Raw genomic sequence first — 18040 nt, 5'->3', positions numbered from 1 at the left:
ATTTTCGTATGATTACGATAAAAAGTAAAAGAGAAATTGACTTAATGCATGAGGCTGGGAAACGATTGGCTTCTTGTCATAAGGAAATTGCCAAAATAATAAAGGTCGGCATGACAACACGGGAGATTGACCTTTTTGTGGAAAAGTATTTAGCAAGGCATGGTGCTACGCCAGAGCAAAAAGGTTACAGGGGGTACCCCTATGCAACCTGTGCATCTGTTAATGATGAAATTTGTCATGGGTTTCCTACGGATAAACCGTTAAAAGATGGGGATATCGTAACGATTGATATGGTTGTTAATTTAAATGGCGGCTTAGCCGACTCCGCCTGGACCCATACGGTGGGTAATATTTCCGAAACGAAAAAGCATTTATTAGCAGTTACGAAGGAGTCCTTATACATTGGTATTAAGCAGGCTTTTCCTGGTAATCGATTAGGAGATATTGGTTACGCGATTCAAACCTATGTAGAAGCAGAGGGTTATTCCGTTGTGAGAGATTTTACTGGTCATGGGATCGGTCGATGTTTACACGAGGAACCACAGATTCTTCATTATGGTCGGCCCGGTAGGGGACTAAGATTAAAAGAGGGAATGGTCATTACAATCGAACCGATGGTTAATGTAGGGACACACCACTGTAAAATGGACCCGAATGGTTGGACGGCAAGAACGGCTGACGGTAAGCTCTCAGCCCAATATGAACATACAATCGCGATTACTAAGGATGGGCCCCTAATTTTGACTGAACAATAAACAATCCTTGGTTGTAGGGAGTAAACTTATGAAGCTTTCCAATAGCCAGATCCTTTATATAACCGTGACATTATCCAATTTAGCCCGATAACCCTTTAAAAGGGCGTAAGTAAGTTTATCCATTGTTGCACCGTCAAAAATTGCTTTTTTGACATCGGTCTTAAAAGAAACGTTTCTTAGTATTGCATGCCGGAAAGTGGTTCCTTTCAATGTTTATCGAAAAAATGGGGGTTGCAGGCAGCTACTCCTATCAATGCTCATGCAGCGATTGTAAATGCCGCAAACAATGTGAATGTGTCATAGTCGCCCGGGGATCTGACAAATAATGCTTCTTTAGCAATTTGATAATCACCGGCGGGAAGTTTGCCGTAAAGCCATTCCCAGTCAATGATGATTTCTTTGCTTCCCATTGCCGGTAACATATATCCAATGGAGTTGAAACCATAATTGTTGATGACAGGTTTGACAGCTATCCATCCATTATCCGTTTTGCGCTGTACAGTGTAACTTTCGCCGTAAGTGTATTCGGTATTCGTGACATTTTTGAGTGCAAGGGTTACCCCCGATGGTGTTGCTGTACCATCTTTCACCCGCATAATAATAGGCCATTTGCTCAAAAACCCATCGATATCTCCAGATCGGATGTCGATACCGCTTCCGCCGCTTGCCCAAATACTTTCAAGATTTACGCTGTCCGGCTTGCCGCTCTGATTGGAGTGTACGATTAAACGATAACCACCCTCAACACCGTAAACCATTATATAGTAGTCAAGGCTTGAGCTGACGTTTACGCCTATGTATTGCCGAAAGTCCTCAAACAGCAGGCGATCTCCCTTTTTAGCGAGGGTTCGCACATCTTCAAGTGTTAGGGGACGCTGCTTGTCCGGTTCAAGTTCAGGCCTTCTGTGGTCAATGCCGACGACAGTCAATTCACCGTTAACAATCGCCAGATTACCGGTTGTCCGTATTGCACCATTATATTCTGATTGCGTGACGACTAATTGCCCACCTTCCATTGACAAAGCATAATCATAGAGCATACGGTCTGATAAATCATACTGCTTTCCGGCAGCGTAATCATAGACGGTCACGCGAGTATCAACAATTCCAGAACCGATACTGACCGTCGCACAAAATTCAGGCAGCCCGTCGTCGGTTAAGTCTGCCAGATATACATTCCAAATCGGCATCCCGAAAAAGAGTATTTTTTCACCGTGAGAATCAATGGCTTTGACTTCGTACGGCGTCCACCGAAACACAGTATCCGGGTATGCGGGGAGTTCTAATTCCAAGCTGCGACCCCAGGGCATTTGTTCATTTAAGTAGTAATCCAGCCATTTGCGCGGCTCGTATGCGGATACGGGCCGCGCCGCAAACAGCTTTTCAACGGAACCGTGCCAGTCATTCTTAAAATCTTCCCAGCCAAGTCCGATTGTTCCAAGATACTTGGTTATATCGTTCTTGTTGTGTGTTACGCGGGAAATGTAAGCCGTCTTGTCGAGTTTTCCATCACTCGGTGTTGAACGGAAAGCATAGTTTATTTCTTCAAGGTTATCGATCAGCGAGAATAATAACACGGAGTTTTTTGGCGTAACCGCTATATTTCTTATGGCGCTCGTTTCTGTGTCATTAGGTTCATAGTAGACGGTAAGCGTAAACGGGGCACAGCCCGTATGGTAATCGTCGCCGATGGAAAAAAACCGTTGCGTATGATCTCTGTCAAGTCTTGGGAGAGCATCTATAATTTTTCCGACTGCACTATTGTTGCCAACATAAGGTGTACGCATTGCGGAAAGCGCTTTCAGGTCATCCATATTTACCTTCATATCCGGGCTTGTCAGAACAATCGCATAAACGGTATTTACCTGCGCCGGATAGGACTCCGCGATTTCACCGTTATAATAGACAATAACCTTGTCGCCAACGGTAAAATGGGTCATGCTGTCTTTTAATTTTACATTGAGAGAAACACGTATCAAGTCGCTGCTCCTGCGCACGTCCTCGCCCTCTTTGACACTTACAAGGATAGCATGGTCATACACTTGCGTTACTGTTCCGGCAAAGTGCGGCTTCTTAGCAACATTGTTCATAGACATTGGTATTATTGAAGCAATAGTGCTTCCATCGGTGGCTCTGTTCACCGCTAACCCAACACTCAGTACCATCGCTAATGCCGCCACCACGATAATCACCCGCGACGGCTTTCTGAAATTCAATACGTTTTTTATTCTTTCTTTAACGCCGCCTTCGCCAAAAGCAAGCGGACTGCCACCGATGATACGTCTATCCGTCGCTAAGGATAAGAGCGACAGCGAATAATCCCTTTTTATTTCGCCGCCCAGTTCTTTCAACACGCGCTCATCGCATGACATTTCCATATCCGCGCCCATCAGCAGGAATGCCGCCCACGCCAACGGGTTAAACCAATGCACACACAAAATGAAATATGCTGCGAATTTGACAATATGGTCATACCGCTTAATGTGCGTTTGCTCATGCAGAATAATATAATCTCGTTCTTGCACGGACAAGCCGAGCGGCAAATAGATTTTCGGCTTGAAAATACCAAGCACGAAAGGCCATTTTATGTTTGCCGCTTCATAAATATTTGCTTCGGCATGAGCCGCTTCCCGCATCTTTCGTTTAAGGATAATAAAGGACCCTACGCCATAAATGAGCATTACGGCAACACCGGCAAGCCATACAAACGCGCCGATGGTTGTCCAAATTTGCAATGGGTTTACGCTCGCCCCAAGTGCGGGTGCAGGGAGTGAACCGCTGATGATGTTATCTATAACCGTTACGCCGCTGTCAATGCGCGGTGCGGTTTGCATGGCTATATCTGGCGGTATGGCTTGCGCCTTAAACGGTATTAGGCTGAAAACGCTTTCGATTGAAAACGGGCACACAAGCCGAAATCCTGCCACACCCCAAAGGCAATATGAAATGATTTTCGGGGCTTTTTTGAGCAGAAGACGGGCAAAGCATATCGCCGCGATAACAAATGCCCCCGTCAGACTCATGTTCAAAATTGTGAGGAACAATTTATCCATTGACATCGCCCTTTTCGTGTTCGTCAATCAGCCGTCGAAGCTCTGCGGCTTGCGTCGGTGTGAGCTTCTTGCCGCCAAAAAATGAGGTGATAAATTTCGGCAACGACCCGCCGAAGGTATCCTCAACATAACGGCGGCTTTGATGTGCGATTAGCTCATCTTGGGTAAGCAGAATAGTCACGTTTGCATGATCGTTTTTGAATATGCCCTTATCGCAGAGCTTCTTCAGCACAGTGTAAGTAGTTGATTTTTTCCAATCCATTTCGCGCTCTGCCAGCGTGACCAAATCCGGCGAGGTCAATGGTGCATGCCGCCAAATCAGATGCGCAAGTTTTTCTTCTGCTGTTGTAAGATATATATTTTTAGCCATCGTTATTCTCCAGTCTAAATAAAATAAACCATCTTCAGTCTATCTCATTTAGACTAAAATATCAATGTTGAAATTCTTCTGTTTGAGAAAAATAGATTACGCATCATTTCGCCCCTTGACAATCTGTGTTTTGATCGTGAATCGTTAGGGCAATGATATCAAAAACAAATTACCACAGATTCTTCATTATGGTCGGTCCGGTTGGAGGTAGTAAACTTGGGAAGCTTTCCAATAGCCAAAATTGGCTATTGGAAAAAGCCAGATCCTTTATATAACCGTGACATTATCCAATTTAGCCCGATAACCCTTTAAAAGGGCGTAAGTCAGTTTATCCATTGTTGCACCGTCAAAAATTGCTTTTTTGACATCGGTCTTGAAAGAAACGTTTCTTAGTACGGCATGCCGGAAAGTGGTTCCTTTCAATCCGGAATAATCAAAATTGGTACCATGGAGGGTTTGATGATCAAAGCATACGCCGGATAAATCGGAATACTTAAAAATAGTACCCTTTAATTCGCTGTTTTTAAAACTTGCCCCTTTAAGACTCGATTTTTCTATTTTAGCGTCGGTAAGATTGGTGCCGTCAAATTTCACGTGATTTAAATTGCTGCATTTAAATGAGCTGTTACTTAAATCAGAATGGCTAAAATCCGAACCTTGCAAGTTGCTGTAGTTAAACTTCCCGTCGAGGACTTTTACTGCTTTAAAATCCGAGTTCGGCAGATTACTTTTAGAAAAATCCATGCCCACCATTTGCTGCAACTCACATGTTTTTGTATGAATACTTTCAATGATTTCCGAGACCTCGCCGATTGAATTAATTGTCGTATTGTAAGCAGTGTCTTCATCGTAGCCTTCGTTTTTCAAGTCATTCAGCTTTTCCTGTAAATCATTGAACAGCTCTTCCTTCAATTCCTGCACGGCTTTTAAATCGTCATAAGGAGCAAAAATCCCGTCTAGGTATTTTTTTAATTTCTCATTCATCGTGATTTCCACCTTCTTAAATCAGATTATCAAGGATCCGCTTTGCATACTCCCAGTTGTTTTTGTTGTCAATATAAGTTGTTTTCCCTTTGTCCGTTATCCGATAATACTTTCTTCGTCCCCCCTGAGTCTCATCTCCCCAGTAAGAGGTTATATTTCCCTCCTGTTCCAGCCTTTTTAAGCATGAATACATGGTAGCTTCCTTTAACTCATACCCACCGTTTGAACCAGAATGGACAAGTTTACTAATCTCATAGCCATATTTGTCTCCCTTTAGTAAGAGCTTTAATAGAATCGTATCGATATGTCCCCGAATCAGGTCAGATGATATTTTTAGGCCCGTCATTTATTTCACCTCTGCAAGTATAGCATAAAGAAAATTACTATGTCTGTCAAGATACTATACTGCGCGTAATAATAAAAATATTAAATACAAAAGATGATTGTAGAATTGGTTAACGAGAAGAAAGGAAAATGCAACTAGGACAGTTATGTTTTGAAGCGGAATGTTAAAGTAAACTTAACAAACTCTATACGGGATCTTTACAATGTGTTCATTAAATCTTAACACAGAAACGTTATGATTAATTTGTCCGAAAGATTACGGCATAAATTCTAAAATAAAATCAGGGAGGAATAACATTGTTTAAGAAAGTAAGGGGATTGTTGGTTTTGGCAGCTTGTCTTTCACTTTTAGTATTTGCAGTTGGTTGTGGTGGCACAGCTAATGAAGCAAAGGATAGCGAAGACAAAAAGGCTGATGTAGCAGAGGTTAAAGGTAGCCTTACGGCAGTAGGTTCCACAGCATTACAACCACTGGTGGAGCAATCCGCTAACCAATTTATGAGCAAAAACCCGGACGTTCAAATTACGGTTCAAGGTGGCGGTAGCGGAACGGGTCTCGCCCAAGTTTCCAGTGGTGCAGCCCAAATTGGCAACTCGGATCTTTTTGCTGAAGAAAAGGATGGTATTGATGCCAGTATACTAACTGATCACAAGGTTGCTGTGGTGGGCTTTGCGGCAGTGGTCAATCCTTCTGTAGGCGTGGATAATTTGACCAAACAACAACTTATTGATATCTTCACTGGCAAAACGACCAACTGGAAAGAAGTTGGCGGTAAGGATCAAGAAATTGTTGTAGTAAACCGTGCGAAGGGTTCCGGTACCCGCGCTTCCTTTAAGAAATATGCTTTGGATAACCAGGAAGAAGTTAAAGGTTTAGAGGAAGATTCCTCCGGTACTGTTAAAAAGATTGTGAATGAAACCCCCGGTACCATCAGCTATCTAGCTCTTTCCTATGTTGATGACAAAGTTAAAGCTCTGAAAATTGATGGCGTAGAACCAAATAAGGAAAGCATTACCACTGGCAAATACAATATCTGGTCCTATCAGCACATGTATACAAAGGGTGCTCCGGAAGGTGCAGCAAAAGCTTTCCTTGACTACATGCTGACGGATGATGTGCAAGTTACATTGGTACCACAACTTGGTTATATTCCTGTGAAAGATATGCAAGTTGAAAAGGGTGCTAAATAGTACCGATGTAAAATATTACAACCACCCCAGAAGTTTAAATAGAACAAACCCGTACTCACTAGAATGATGCAGGTTTTGTTCTATTTAAACTTAAATAAAAATTTACCTTCTCTCAACATCACCTTTACTTATGTATTTTATAATGGTACGAATAGCCATCAATCGTGATGCTCATAGCTACCTTTCCGTTGGCAACTGCGATATGGCTAAGCAACTTGCAGAAAAAATTGGCGTTAAACCAAGCAGGTACGGAATACCTCTATACCTTTTATGATGGGCTATATTGAGGTGTTGAAAAAGAAACTAAGAAGGATTTGCTAATACTTGAATGAAGGGAGGTGATATATTGACGAAGGAATTGATAGATAAAATTCTTGAAGAAATAGGATTAGAGAAAATCAAGAAAGAAGAACAGGAGAAGAACGAACATGTCGAAGGAGTAGCAAGATACCTTCGGCTTTTTTATTTATTACGGGCTAGGGGATATTCCTTTAGGGTCGTCTGTTAGCTATCAGCTTTCATCCTGAGCTAGCTAAGGATATTCTAACATTGAAAGGCTAGTATTTAGATCCCTGGCTGTCGCTCAGGATAACATTAGGTTTTCATTCTTTGATGGTGCCGTTAACGGTATGGAAGTTTTTTATATTTCTCTAAACTTATACCCAACTCCTCGAACAGTTAGAATATAATCAGGATTGGCTGGGTTCTTTTCGATTTTTTGACGAATGTATCGTATGTGTACATCCACAGTACGAGTATCAATCATGGTATTAATCCCCCAGATTTGATCAAGCAGAACCTCTCTGGTAAAAACTTTGCCAGGGTTGGACATTAATATTTTCAAGAGTTTAAATTCCTTCGGTGTTAGGTCTACTAATTCTTCATTAACGGTTGTTTTTATTTTATCTAAATCCAGAACAATGTTGCCGACTTTTAATATTTGAGGAGATTTATTCCTTTGGTATTGAAGATGACGGAGATTTGCTTTTACCCGAGATGCCAATTCCCTTGGGCTAAAAGGTTTAGATAGATAATCATCAGCACCCATCTCTAAGCCAACAATATGGTCGATGGTTTCTCCTTTGGCGGAAACCATGATAATGGGAAGGCGATTTGTGTCCGGTTTACTGCGTAAGCGTCGACAAAACTCAAGCCCATCTAGTTTTGGCATCATGACGTCAAGAATGATTAAGTCAGGAACTTCCCGTTCTAACAAACGGCAGCCCTCTTTGCCATCCATAGCAGTAATCACCCTGTGACCATCCTTTTCTAATGTATATTTGATTAATTCCAGAAGATTGATTTCATCGTCTACCACTAAAATTCTGGCCATAACACCCTCCCTTTCTAGATTAATTAAATTATATCGATCCATTGTTAAGGTTTTCCTAACTGAAGTATTAAGTTTTCTTAACTTCTTGTTAACTGTACCCTAAAGGGAGCGGTATAAAATATGGTTAACCACAATTAACCAGATATGTTGGGGGGCTGAAAAGCTTGTTATTATTAGACAGTATTAAAAAGATAAGTAGAGCATTAAAGGGGATACTTACCCCGAAAAGCTTACTACTGCAGCTTTTGCATGGATCATACCTGTTAGAAAAATTACATCAAATGATGTCCGCAAAATCGGAAATTATTTTAATTTATGTTGACATTGTTGATTTTCATCAAGTTGTGCAGCTGTCGGGTGATAACATTGCGCGAAAAGTTCTGAATTTACTTCATGAAGCCCTAAAACACAGAACAGCCCAAATTACGAATTGCTCTGGAGAAATAGTGGTGGAAAATCTTTGGGGGGATGATTTTTTGATTATTCTTCAGCAGGAGACTTCTATTTCTAAGGAACAACTTATTAAGATGGCCACGGCTTTAAGGATAACGTTAGAGGAAAATTTAAAGTTAGATCTTATTAAACTAACTGGGAACAGTTTAAAACTGCATATCGGCTGCTCTATTATAAATTGTTGTAACAACAAAACCCCAGAGCAGGCACTGTATAATGCCCTAAAAGAAGCCCAGAGAGTGGCGAAAGGCACCTGGAGCCAGCAAACCGTACACTTACTGGGGGAATTTAATGATTTGTTAGAGAAAAAAGACTTTCGAATTCTTTATCAGCCAATTGTTTCACTGCAAACGGGTGAGGTCTTGGGCTGGGAAGCATTGACCAGAGGACCAAAGGACAGTGCGTTTTTCTCGCCAGCTGTTATTTTTAATTTTGCCGAAGAGGTAGGGTGTTTATTTCCGCTAGAAAAGATTTGTCGGGAACTAGCCATAAACAATTTTGGGCAAGTTAATGAATTTCAAAAACTCTTTCTAAATATTCACCCTTATACGGTTAACGACCCTCAATTTGTAAAAGGAGAGACAAGAAAGCTACTAGATGACGGAAAGGTTTCCCCAAATAACGTCGTATTTGAGATTACAGAAAGACATAGTATTAACGATTTTAGTCAGTTTAACAAGACGTTATCACATTATCGTGGTCAGGGCTACCAAGTGGCGGTGGATGATGCGGGTGCCGGCTTTTCAAGCCTGCAAACCATTGCAGAAATAAGACCGGAATATATTAAAATAGATGCCTCCCTAGTGAGAGACATCTCGACTAACAGAGTAAAACGGGCTTTGCTGGAAACCTTTGTTACCTTTGCCCAGAAAATAGGTTGCCGCATTATAGCCGAGGGAATTGAAACAGAGAAAGAATTGGCGACTCTTTGCTCCATTGGGGTACATTATGGACAGGGCTATTTTCTTGCTCGGCCAGCTTTCCCCAAGCCAAATTTATCCTCCCAGGCACTCAAAAAAATTATTTTACTGTCAAGGCGAAGCCCGTCCGGTGTATGGCAAAAGGATTTCCCCATTGGAGAAATTTGCAAACCTGCAATTGAGGTGAATATAAATACCTCAGTAAGGGAACTAAAGGAGATATTTGATGCCAATGATCCCCTAAGCGGAGTGGTTGTTACCGATTTTGGCCGACCAGTAGGTTTAATCATGCGGCAACATTTGGACCGATATTTAGGAACACAGTATGGTGTAGCTCTTTATTTTGAACGTCCTGTTTCCGTGGTGATGGATCGGGGACCTCTTATGGTAGACGCATCGACCCCTCTGGAACAGGTGTCTCAGCAAGCCATGGGCCGTAATGAAAATAAACTTTATGACAATGTACTGGTGATAAAGGAGAATGCACTTTTTGGAATTGTATCCGTGCAATCCTTATTAGATACTTTGACCAGGATTCGTGTTGAGGTAGCCAAGGGTACCAACCCCCTGACATTCCTGCCGGGTAATAATTCCATTGAAAAGGAGATGCATAATAGAATAACTGAACAAAGGGACTTTGCCTGTATCTATTTGGATTTAGATAACTTTAAGTCCTACAATGACCGGTATGGTTTTGAGCAAGGTGATCGCTTGATTCTCATGGCGGCGAGACTTTTGACCGGTACCGTACAAAAGTTTGGCACACACACAGACTTTGTGGGACATATCGGCGGGGATGATTTTATTGTATTTACTGAAAAACACTGTGCAGAAATTGTTTGCCAACGCTATATCCGCTATTTTGATCATTTAGTCAAAGGTCTTGTTTCACCCAAGGATAAGCAATTGGGAGGCTTTTATGGCCAGGATCGTCAAGGAAGAAAGATGTGGTTTCCATTGGTATCTGTATCCATGGCCATCGTAGATTATGAGGGAGGATGTTCCTCAGAAGAGTTTGTCAAGAATGCGGTACAATTAAAAAATTATACCAAAACAAAAAAAGGCAGCATCTATGTCCGAAACAATAGAGACTGTCTCCCTTTGGGATAGGCGGGAATAAAAGGGCTTAAAGATAGAAAGGTCGCGTCTGCCTATATTCCTTCCAGCCAGCCTAACAAAAACTTTTACTTGACATTGATAAAGGTTATCATTATCATTTGATTTAAAGAATATATGGCAGTAATTATATTTTCTTGAAAAAGAGGTGTCCCATAATGTTATATCCAGAAGGGGGCTTTTGGGGAGCAAATGCAAATATCTACTCCAACTTAAGTAAAGAGGCCTTGAAGAAAAGACTCGGGAATATGGAGTTTATTAACCAAGTCCTAGTTACTTTGATTAAAAATACGGATATGGAAAGTACATTGGCTTCTATTTTGGATTTAGCTCTTAAGATTACAAAAAGTGAGGCCGGTGGAATTTTATTAACCGATCAGTTATACAATAAAGTGCAGATAATGCTTGTGCGAGGAGATATGACGAGTACCCAACTGCAAAGAATCTTAGATCATGCTAATTTTATCAATAAACCGAAGGTTGCCAGGGAAGTTACTTATATTACTAAGAATTCTTCAGATTTCAGGAAAATGCTTACGGCTGACCCTGACTTACTTGCCTTTATTTCTGTACCTTTAATTGTAGAAAGAAGAACGGTGGGCATTCTCGTGCTGATGCATCGACGACATACCGGGGCAGGAGATCACTCGGCTAGTTATTTACCTCAGGATATCGCCACAATATCTATCTTTGCCAGCCAAGCAGCATTAGTGCTGCATAATACACTTTTAAAATTAGAAAACGGCAAAAAATGTGTATATTTGGAAACCATCGCTGCCCTGGTTACAGCAATCGATGCTAAGGACAAATATACCCGTAACCATTCCAAGAATGTGTCCCGTGTAGCAGTAGCTTTGGCCCAGGAGCTTAAACTTAGTACCCAGGAAATTCAAACCATAGAATATGGTGCACTCTTACATGACATAGGCAAGATAGGCATTCCGGAAGCGATATTAAATAAGAACGGCAAGCTGGCCCAGGAAGAATATGAAATAATTAAAAGCCATCCGGTTATTGGTGTAACCATTTTGCAGCCAGTGGATTTTTTGCAAAGTACCAGTGCCATTATCCGCCATCATCATGAAAGAATTGACGGTAGAGGCTACCCTAATGGGTTAATTGGTGAAGATATTCCCTTTGAAGCACGCATTGTTTCTATTGCTGATGCCTGGGATGCCATGACCTCAGACCGTTCCTACCGAAAAGGAATGTCAAAGGAACAGGCCCTATGGGAATTACAGAATAATACCGGAAGTCAATTTGATGCCTATATGGTAAAGGCCTTTGTATCCATGCACAAACAAAATCGGTACCCGAATGAGTTAAATTGCAATTTCTTATGCGGGTATTGTAGCCGCAATGATTGATCCGTAGGTTAATCTCATCTAACATCTCAAGCGTATTAGGGGCCATTCGTTAGCCATGCTAAATGTGGAAAATAAAAAATAATCGGGGATGAGATGCATGGACAGAGTAATTTTTGACATAGAAGAAAGACTTAAAGCAAGGGATCACAAACTAACTTCCGGCAGGAAGCACATTCTAAAGGTTTTATTGGAGAATAAGGATAGGCACATGAGTGCCACGGAGATTTATAACATGGTGAAGAAGAAGGTTGGACTTGCCACGGTGTACCGGACATTGGAGCTTTTTTGTGACCATGATATCCTACATGTTATGGATTTTGGAGACGGTCATAAAAGATACGAACTGGGAAGTGACGCCAAAGGGCATTATCATCTTCACCTAATTTGTTTAAAGTGTGGGACGATCTTGGAGGCAGAGGCGACTTTAGCGGGTGATTTTGAGGCCAGGGTTAAATGTGATTATAATTTTGATATGCAAAATAATCTGCTGAAAGTATTTGGTTATTGTAGGGATTGCGGGAAATAAATTACCAGACAAATTAAAACAGCTCAATAATTTTTTGACAAAATAAATACGATAAAATTAACGGCATGTATTGACATTGATAATCAATGTCAGTACTACTAGCAGTAGTGAGTCAGTCATTACCAACCGTTGCACCATTAAGATGATAATAATTATCGTTATCACCAAGCGATTTAGGGGGTGTCAAAGATATCTTACCTAACACTCTTTAAACAGGTTATCGGGAGACGTTCCGGTTCCCCCAGTCAAAATGACAAAATTAGGTTAGACCAGGATATCAATCAGTTAATTGAAAAATCAAAGCAGTTGCTAGAAATAAATCAAAAAATAAGTAATTCTGGACATGAGATCAATGCTTTAGTTTCCGAAGCCACTGAAACAGCACAGTGCAGTCATGGAATGGTGGATGAACTTCGTACGCACATCACTCAGATGATGGATCGGATGAATGAAACCAGAGCCTCTTTACAATTTGCATTGGAAGTTTCCGAGCAGGGTTCCGCTAATCTTAATACAGCAGAGTATGAGGTGGAAAAAAGTAAAGAGCGGGTTTCGCAGGCCATGGACATTATCTCTAAATTACAGGGGGATATTAAAGATTTAGCTGAAATGCTGGCTGCCATTACCAACATTGCCAATCAAACAAGACTTTTGGCTATAAACGCTTCAATTGAAGCGGCGCGGGCAGGAGATGCTGGGCGAGGGTTTTCTGTTGTTGCCCAGGAGGTAAGTAAGTTGGCTACCCAAAGTAGGGATACGGTTGAATATGTTAAAGCTACTCTAGATAAGGTGAAATCCAGCACCAGCACAGTAGTTTGCAGTATGTCTGAAGGCTATAAAGGGGTTGAGGCTGGGATGCGGCTAATTACAGAAGCCAACAAACAATGCCGAACTGCTGTGGATCAAGTGACAAACAGTAAGGATATAGCCGAAAAGGCCCTCTCCAACGCAGAAGCTTTGGATCTAGGAATTGACGGGGTGCAATATATGGCCCAGGAAGTTAAAGAAGTTATCGAAAAATGTGCCAATATTAGTGACCAAAATAATACCTATAGCCAGGAACACTTCGAGTATATACAGGGTTTTAATAGTCAGTTAGAAAATTTGCAGGCGGGATAACTACAAAATTGAAGGAGGGATTTGTATGTTAAAACCTTTATCCAGCGTTAAGAAAGGGAGAATTGTTCACATACAAGACATCTGTGGCTGTCCAAAAAGAAAGCTTCATCTTGAGGAAATGGGTTTTACATGTGGTTGCCCGGTGGAAGTATGCAAATGTAATTGCAATGGCCCCCTTGTTGTGGCTGTTCGGGGTAGCAAGATTATGATAGGACATGAGATGGCCCAGCAAATCATGGTTCGATAAAATAATAAGGGGGGGCAGGGGATGCTTACGTTAAAAGATGTTAAACCAGGCCAAACAGCAGTAGTACAAGGCGTCAACGTTACCGGTCAAGCCAGGGGACGGTTTATGGCTATGGGAATTATTAAAGGCAGTAAAATAAAGGTGGTAAAGATTGCGCCACTGGGTGATCCGATAGAAGTGTTGGTAAAATCCTATAATTTGTCTTTCCGTAAGGCAGAGGCAGAACAGATTCTTGTAACTTTGTCATAAGGAGGTTTTTAGATATGTCAGTTATGACTGTAGCCTTAACTGGTAATCCCAATACAGGCAAGTCAACCATTTTTAATGCTCTGACCGGCGCAAGACAACACATTGGCAACTGGCCTGGAGTTACTGTAGATAAAAAAGTTGGTCTGATGAACAAGGGCAACAAGCAAATTACCGTCATTGATTTACCCGGTACATACAGCTTGAGTGCTTACTCCATTGAAGAAAAAATTGTTAAAGAGTACCTTACAGAAGAAAAGCCGGATGTGGTTGTCAACGTTGTAGATGCCTCAAACCTTGAACGCAATCTGTATTTGACCATTCAATTGCTGGAGTTGGATGTTCCTGCGGTGGTTAACCTGAACATGATGGACGAAGCGGAGGCCAAGGGGTATCGTGTTAACAAGGAATTCCTGAGCAAAAACTTGGGTGTACCCGTTATTTCATCAGTAGCCACCAGTAGAAGCGGCTTAAGCCAGTTGATTGATTCCTTGGATCACTTTGTTGTCCAGAAACAGGTGAAAAGCCCGTTGTTGGCCGAGCATATGAGCAACATTGAGGCAATTAAAAACTCTGGTAAAGAGCAGGACATCATTGAAGAGGAAATCATTGAAGCTAGATATGATTTTATTAATAAGGTTTTAGAAGGGGCACTTGAAATCCAGGAAGGCGTCACTTCTTGGCAGGATAAGCTGGATAATATTATCACCCACCGTTTGTTGGGTATTCCAATCTTTATAGCTGTGCTTTATGCCATTTTTGAATTGACCTTTACCTGGGTGGGGCAGCCGATTTCAGATTTGCTGGATGAATTTGTTTCGGGCACCTTAACCGATTGGGTTGCCGGGGGATTAGCAGCTGTAGGTGCGGCTGATTGGCTGCAGTCCTTGGTTATTGACGGTATCATTGCTGGTGTGGGCGGGGTAGTAGTCTTTGTCCCCTTGATTTTCACCCTGTTTTTGTTCATTAGTATTCTTGACGGCACTGGTTATATGGCCAGAGTTGCGTTTATTATGGACCGTGCCATGAGACGGATTGGGTTATCCGGTAAATCTATTTTACCGATGCTGGTTGGTTTTGGCTGCACGGTTCCAGCGATTATGGGGGCCAGGGCTATGGATTCCGAAAGGGATCGCAGGATCACGATTTTGATTGCTCCCTTCATGTCATGCGGAGCCAGACTGCCGGTATATGCTTTGTTTGCAGCTTTGTTCTTCCCGGGAAGCGAAAGTGAAGTCGTGCTTTCACTCTATCTTCTTGGTATTGTCATAGCTATTATTATGGGCATAATCTTTAAATCGACTATTTTTAAAGGAGATTCCGAACCATTTTTGATGGAACTACCTCCCTATCGATTCCCAACCTTAAAGACAATTCTGATTCAGACATGGGAAAAAGGCAAAGGCTTTCTGATTAAGGCAGGTACCATAATCTTCAGCATGTCTGTGGTGATTTGGCTTCTCAGCAGCTATAATTTCTCCGGTTCCGCAGAAATGAACGAAAGCTTGCTGGCTTCCCTCGGTAAAATGATTGCGCCTCTGTTTACTTTCCATGGCTTTGGCACCTGGGAAGCCGGTGTAGCTGTAATTACCGGGATACTAGCTAAAGAAGCGGTTGTATCAACCTTGGGAGTTCTTTATGGTGTGCTTGAATTAGCTGATGATGCAGTATATGCAGCTGGTCAGTTAAAAGCAACGATCGGTACAAGTTTTACCAGTTTATCTGCCTATGCCTTTCTGGTATTTGTACTCTTATACACACCTTGTATGGCAGTTCTCGGTACGATCAAAAAAGAACTTGCATCCTGGAAGTGGACTTTATTTGCAGCAGGCTATACCTTCGGGCTGGCCTGGCTGATCTCCCTAATAATCTACCAAGGCGGTTTGTTGCTTGGGTTTGGCAGTTAGCTTCAAGGGAGGGAAAATACGATGAGTAGTATTTTAGGCATCCTATTTACCGGTGCTCTAGCCGCAGCTATTGGTTATTGGACGATTAAAGGATTTCGCAAAGAAGTAGAGCACATTAAAGATGGTTGTTGCAGCTCAGGAGGTTCTGATTGCAGCGGCTCTTGCGGTACGGGTTGCAGTTGCAGTGTAAGCAAACAAATAGATTATCAACCCACAAAATATAATAATTCATAATAAAGCAAAATGGGTTGCCCTAATAAAATAGGGCTAGCCCATTTTTGACGCGAGATTCAGGTAAGGACTTTGAAATAAACCAACTAAATATAAATAGGGCATTACTTCGTCTTGAATTTTTGCCAAGCACCGGATTGTAGAATAATAATTGAAGGTTAAGAAAACATTACAAAGTTCTTACTTCTCAAAAATCGTGCAGGGTTTACGATGTATTTTCTATAAATTATTTATACATTTAAACAGAAACCAGACTCTGCGAAACTTCAGCATTTTTTCAAAAGGGGTTCTTAGGAAACCTTTTTAATACTATCTGAAAAGCTAAGGAGGTAGAAAATATTTGGAAAATAAGAAAAAGCTAACTACAGTTGCTGGGGCTCCAGTGGTTGATAATCAGAATGCAATGACAGCAGGTGCCAGAGGTCCTATGCTGTTGCAGGATGTATGGTTCATGGAAAAGCTTGCTCATTTTGATAGGGAAGTGATCCCTGAGAGAAGGATGCATGCCAAAGGGTCTGGTGCTTATGGTACTTTTACGGTAACCCATGACATCACAAAGTATACGAAAGCAAAGGTTTTCTCTGAGATAGGCAAACAAACCGAAATGTTTGTCCGTTTTTCCACAGTTGCCGGTGAGCGTGGTGCTGCCGATGCAGAGCGTGATATCCGGGGCTTTGCAATGAAGTTTTATACTGAAGAAGGCAACTGGGACCTGGTCGGCAACAATACGCCGGTGTTTTTCCTTCGTGATCCACTTAAGTTTCCAGACTTAAATCATGCCGTTAAGCGCGACCCACGCACGAATTTGAGAAGTGCAAAAAACAACTGGGACTTTTGGACATCTCTCCCCGAGGCACTTCATCAGGTGACCATCACCATGAGTGACAGGGGCATTGCAAAGTCATACCGGCATATGCATGGCTTTGGCAGCCATACCTTCAGCATGATTGATGCTAATAATGAGCGTGTATGGGTTAAGTTTCACCTCGTTTGCCAGCAGGGCATTGAGAATTTAACAGACGCTGAAGCGGAAGCCATTGTCGCCAAGGATCGTGAAAGTCATCAAAGGGATTTGCTCGAAAGTATTGATAAGGGAGACTTCCCGCGTTGGAAGATGTTTATCCAGGTAATGACGGAGGAACAGGCCGCAAATATGCCATACAATCCTTTCGATTTAACAAAAGTATGGTATAAGAAAGACTTCCCGCTCATAGAGGTTGGCTATTTCGAGCTTAACCGAAACCCTGGGAACTATTTTGCAGAGGTTGAGCAGGCAGCTTTTAACCCTGTTAACGTAGTACCGGGAATAGGCCTTTCTCCCGATAAAATGCTCCAAGGAAGACTATTCTCCTATGGAGATGCACAGCGTTACAGATTGGGGGTTAACCATCACCAGATTCCGGTAAACGCTCCTCGTTGTCCAGTGAACAGCTACCACCGGGATGGCCAAATGAGGGTGAATAACAATGCCGGCAGCACCATCGGTTATGAACCGAATAGCTATGGCCAATGGCAGCAGCAGCCGGAATTTAAGGAACCTCCCCTTGCTTTAAATGGTGCGGCAGATCACTGGAATTTCAGAGAGGATGACGATGATTACTACACCCAGCCAGGCAAACTGTTTAGACTAATGAATCCTGAACAGCAACAGGCTCTCTTTGGGAATACAGCAAGAGCGATGGGAGACGCGCCAAAGGAAATTAAAATCAGGCATATCGGAAACTGTTTGAAAGCCGATCCCGCTTATGGCAGGGGAGTGGCTGATGCACTAGGTATCGCACTGGATGAAGTAGAATAATTGGTTGTTAAAGAAGAGATGGCATGAATCATCAAGCATTGAGTCATAAAAAGAACAATTTTTAACAGAGAAAACCCCT

At 42.0% G+C, this 18040-nt stretch carries 17 protein-coding genes; 12 read left to right on the top strand and 5 right to left on the bottom strand.

Features of this window, described 5'->3' with window-relative positions:
* Positions 1-8 precede the first annotated feature (8 nt).
* Positions 9-755: a type I methionyl aminopeptidase gene (gene map, locus V6C11_RS03435; RefSeq protein WP_333529679.1), complete on the top strand. Its 747-nt coding sequence runs from the start codon at positions 9-11 to the stop codon at positions 753-755.
* Positions 756-1012: 257 nt separating this feature from the next.
* On the opposite strand, the gene V6C11_RS03430 is transcribed toward map, so the two are convergent.
* The 4 genes from V6C11_RS03430 to V6C11_RS03415 all read right to left on the bottom strand — a co-directional run bounded on the left by V6C11_RS03430 (position 1013) and on the right by V6C11_RS03415 (position 5508).
* Positions 1013-3808: a M56 family metallopeptidase gene (locus tag V6C11_RS03430; RefSeq protein WP_333529678.1), complete on the bottom strand. Its 2796-nt coding sequence runs from the start codon at positions 3806-3808 to the stop codon at positions 1013-1015.
* Positions 3801-4178 carry a BlaI/MecI/CopY family transcriptional regulator gene (locus V6C11_RS03425; protein WP_333529677.1) on the bottom strand — a complete coding sequence of 126 codons (378 nt, stop codon included), beginning with the start codon at positions 4176-4178 and terminating at the stop codon, positions 3801-3803. The genes V6C11_RS03430 and V6C11_RS03425 overlap by 8 nt, the downstream gene beginning before the upstream one ends.
* A 267-nt stretch (positions 4179-4445) precedes the next feature.
* The gene (locus V6C11_RS03420) at positions 4446-5162 is read right to left on the bottom strand and encodes a pentapeptide repeat-containing protein (protein ID WP_333529676.1); all 717 of its coding nucleotides are present in this window, start codon (positions 5160-5162) and stop codon (positions 4446-4448) included.
* Positions 5163-5178: 16 nt separating this feature from the next.
* Positions 5179-5508 carry a PadR family transcriptional regulator gene (locus V6C11_RS03415; protein ID WP_333529675.1) on the bottom strand — a complete coding sequence of 110 codons (330 nt, stop codon included), beginning with the start codon at positions 5506-5508 and terminating at the stop codon, positions 5179-5181.
* Between the two features lie 296 nt (positions 5509-5804).
* Here V6C11_RS03415 and V6C11_RS03410 point away from each other — a divergent pair, with 296 nt between their 5' ends.
* Both V6C11_RS03410 and V6C11_RS03405 read left to right on the top strand, forming a co-directional pair.
* Complete coding sequence (locus V6C11_RS03410; protein ID WP_333529674.1) at positions 5805-6698, top strand: phosphate ABC transporter substrate-binding protein; 894 nt, start codon at positions 5805-5807, stop codon at positions 6696-6698.
* Positions 6699-7044: 346 nt separating this feature from the next.
* Positions 7045-7206, top strand: a complete 162-nt coding sequence (locus tag V6C11_RS03405) for a hypothetical protein (RefSeq protein ID WP_333529673.1) — start codon at positions 7045-7047, stop codon at positions 7204-7206.
* A 132-nt stretch (positions 7207-7338) separates the two neighbouring features.
* Here V6C11_RS03405 and V6C11_RS03400 read toward each other — a convergent pair whose 3' ends face one another.
* Positions 7339-8031, bottom strand: a complete 693-nt coding sequence (locus V6C11_RS03400; RefSeq protein ID WP_333529672.1) for a response regulator transcription factor — start codon at positions 8029-8031, stop codon at positions 7339-7341.
* Between the two features lie 164 nt (positions 8032-8195).
* Between V6C11_RS03400 and V6C11_RS03395 the strand changes: the two genes are divergently transcribed.
* From V6C11_RS03395 to V6C11_RS03355, 9 genes are all read left to right on the top strand, one after another.
* Positions 8196-10514: a GGDEF domain-containing protein gene (locus tag V6C11_RS03395; RefSeq protein WP_333529671.1), complete on the top strand. Its 2319-nt coding sequence runs from the start codon at positions 8196-8198 to the stop codon at positions 10512-10514.
* Positions 10515-10678: 164 nt separating this feature from the next.
* Entirely contained in the window at positions 10679-11887 is a 1209-nt protein-coding gene (locus V6C11_RS03390) for an HD domain-containing phosphohydrolase (protein WP_333529670.1), read from the top strand.
* A 97-nt stretch (positions 11888-11984) separates the two neighbouring features.
* Positions 11985-12413 (top strand): Fur family transcriptional regulator, encoded by a 429-nt coding sequence (locus V6C11_RS03385; protein WP_333529669.1) that lies wholly within the window; start codon positions 11985-11987, stop codon positions 12411-12413.
* Positions 12414-12593: 180 nt separating this feature from the next.
* Entirely contained in the window at positions 12594-13532 is a 939-nt protein-coding gene (locus V6C11_RS03380) for a methyl-accepting chemotaxis protein (protein ID WP_333529668.1), read from the top strand.
* Positions 13533-13557: 25 nt separating this feature from the next.
* Positions 13558-13779 (top strand): FeoA family protein, encoded by a 222-nt coding sequence (locus V6C11_RS03375; RefSeq protein WP_333529667.1) that lies wholly within the window; start codon positions 13558-13560, stop codon positions 13777-13779.
* A gap of 21 nt (positions 13780-13800) precedes the next feature.
* Positions 13801-14028, top strand: coding sequence for a FeoA family protein (locus V6C11_RS03370; RefSeq protein WP_333529666.1), 228 nt, complete (start codon positions 13801-13803; stop codon positions 14026-14028).
* A 14-nt stretch (positions 14029-14042) separates the two neighbouring features.
* Positions 14043-15932 carry a ferrous iron transport protein B gene (feoB, locus tag V6C11_RS03365; RefSeq protein WP_333529665.1) on the top strand — a complete coding sequence of 630 codons (1890 nt, stop codon included), beginning with the start codon at positions 14043-14045 and terminating at the stop codon, positions 15930-15932.
* A 21-nt stretch (positions 15933-15953) separates the two neighbouring features.
* Positions 15954-16166 carry a hypothetical protein gene (locus V6C11_RS03360; protein ID WP_333529664.1) on the top strand — a complete coding sequence of 71 codons (213 nt, stop codon included), beginning with the start codon at positions 15954-15956 and terminating at the stop codon, positions 16164-16166.
* A 337-nt stretch (positions 16167-16503) separates the two neighbouring features.
* On the top strand, positions 16504-17961 hold the full coding sequence (locus V6C11_RS03355; RefSeq protein ID WP_333529663.1) for a catalase: 1458 nt from the start codon (positions 16504-16506) through the stop codon (positions 17959-17961).
* Positions 17962-18040: the final 79 nt, after the last annotated feature.

The organism is Desulfotomaculum sp. 1211_IL3151, from assembly GCF_036763075.1.
Taxonomy (GTDB): domain Bacteria; phylum Bacillota; class Desulfotomaculia; order Desulfotomaculales; family Desulfotomaculaceae; genus Desulfotomaculum.
The sequence above is the reverse complement of the archived record's forward strand: the minus strand, read 5'-3'. Positions and strand labels throughout refer to the sequence as shown.